The organism is Streptococcus sp. GMD4S (assembly GCF_000296955.1).
Map to the genome: position 1 here is coordinate 1 of NZ_AJRE01000491.1, position 1,737 is coordinate 1,737.

Annotated in this window: 2 protein-coding genes; one reads left to right on the forward strand and one right to left on the reverse strand. The window is 41.2% G+C overall.

The window, feature by feature from the left end; genetic code table 11:
- Positions 1 to 137, reverse strand: a 137-nt coding sequence (locus tag GMD4S_RS13215; RefSeq protein WP_008291783.1) for a DUF1846 domain-containing protein, incomplete at its 3' end; no start/stop codon positions are given.
- 152 nt (positions 138 to 289) lie between these two features.
- On the opposite strand from GMD4S_RS13215, the gene dexB reads away from it, so the two are divergent.
- Positions 290 to 1,737: glucan 1,6-alpha-glucosidase DexB (dexB, locus tag GMD4S_RS12015; protein WP_001156793.1), on the forward strand; the 1,448-nt coding region annotated here is incomplete at its 3' end.

A 1,737-nucleotide genomic window follows, 5' to 3' on the forward strand; every position in this document is an offset into this window, starting at 1 on the left:
CGAGCAGCGTGGAAATCTTCTAACATTTTGCCACCAAACTCCAAGTAGAGCTTGCCGTCAAATTGGTTAATGCGCTCCAAAATGTGGTCGCGCTGTAGATTCAAATATTGTTCAGAACTAAAAGCTTGTTTTTTCATTTTTTTACCTCTGACCTCTATTATAATAAAAAATTGGAAGATAGGAAACTACGGAGTCAAAAAAGAAATCAAAAAGATTAGGCAAACGCTTGCACTAAGTTTAAAAAAGCGCTATCATAGACTATAGATTATTAAAATAATGAGGTAAGAAGATGCAAGAAAAATGGTGGCACAATGCCGTAGTCTATCAAGTCTATCCCAAGAGTTTTATGGATAGTAATGGAGATGGAATTGGTGATTTGCCAGGAATTACGAGTAAGTTAGACTATCTAGCTAAGTTAGGGATTACAGCTATTTGGCTTTCTCCTGTTTATGACAGTCCGATGGATGATAATGGCTACGATATTGCTGATTATCAAGCGATTGCTGCTATTTTCGGGACTATGGAGGACATGGATCAACTCATCGCAGAAGCTAAGAAGCGTGACATTCGAATTATCATGGACTTGGTGGTCAATCATACCTCGGATGAACACGCCTGGTTTGTCGAGGCATGTGAAAATCCTGACAGCCCCGAACGAGACTACTATATCTGGCGAGATGAGCCCAATGATTTGGAGTCTATCTTTAGTGGATCTGCTTGGGAATACGATGAAAAGTCGGGTCAATACTATCTCCACTTTTTTAGCAAGAAACAGCCCGATCTCAACTGGGAGAATGAAAAACTGCGCCAGAAAATTTATGAGATGATGAACTTCTGGATTGATAAAGGTATTGGTGGTTTCCGTATGGATGTTATTGATATGATTGGGAAAATTCCTGATGAGAAAGTAGTCAATAATGGTCCTATGCTCCATCCCTATCTCAAGGAAATGAATCAGGCGACTTTTGGAGATAAGAATCTCTTGACAGTAGGGGAAACCTGGGGTGCAACGCCAGAGATTGCTAAGCTCTACTCGGATCCAAAGGGACAAGAATTGTCTATGGTATTCCAGTTTGAACACATCTGTCTTCAATATCAGGAAGGGCAACCTAAGTGGCACTACCAAAAAGAGTTAAATGTAGGGAAGTTAAAAGAGATTTTCAACAAATGGCAGACAGAGCTGGGAGTTGAAGATGGCTGGAATTCCCTCTTCTGGAATAACCATGACCTCCCTCGTATCGTCTCTATCTGGGGAAATGACCAAGAATATCGCGAAAAATCTGCCAAAGCCTTTGCAATCTTGCTTCATCTTATGAGAGGGACTCCCTATATCTACCAAGGTGAGGAGATTGGGATGACCAACTATCCATTTGAAACACTGGATCAAGTAGAAGATATTGAATCCCTCAACTATGCGCGTGAAGCTCTTGAAAAAGGTGTTTCTATGGAAGAAATCATGGACAGCATCCGTGTCATTGGACGTGATAATGCCCGTACCCCGATGCAGTGGGATGAGAGCAAAAACGCTGGTTTCTCAACAGGTCAACCTTGGTTGGCAGTTAATCCAAACTACGAAAAAATCAACGTTCAAGAAGCTCTGGCAAATCCAGATTCTATTTTCTATACTTATCAAAAACTCGTTCAAATCCGTAAGGAGAACAGCTGGCTGATTCGAGCTGACTTTGAATTGCTTGATACAGCTGACAAGATCTTTGCTTATATCCGTAAGGACGGTGA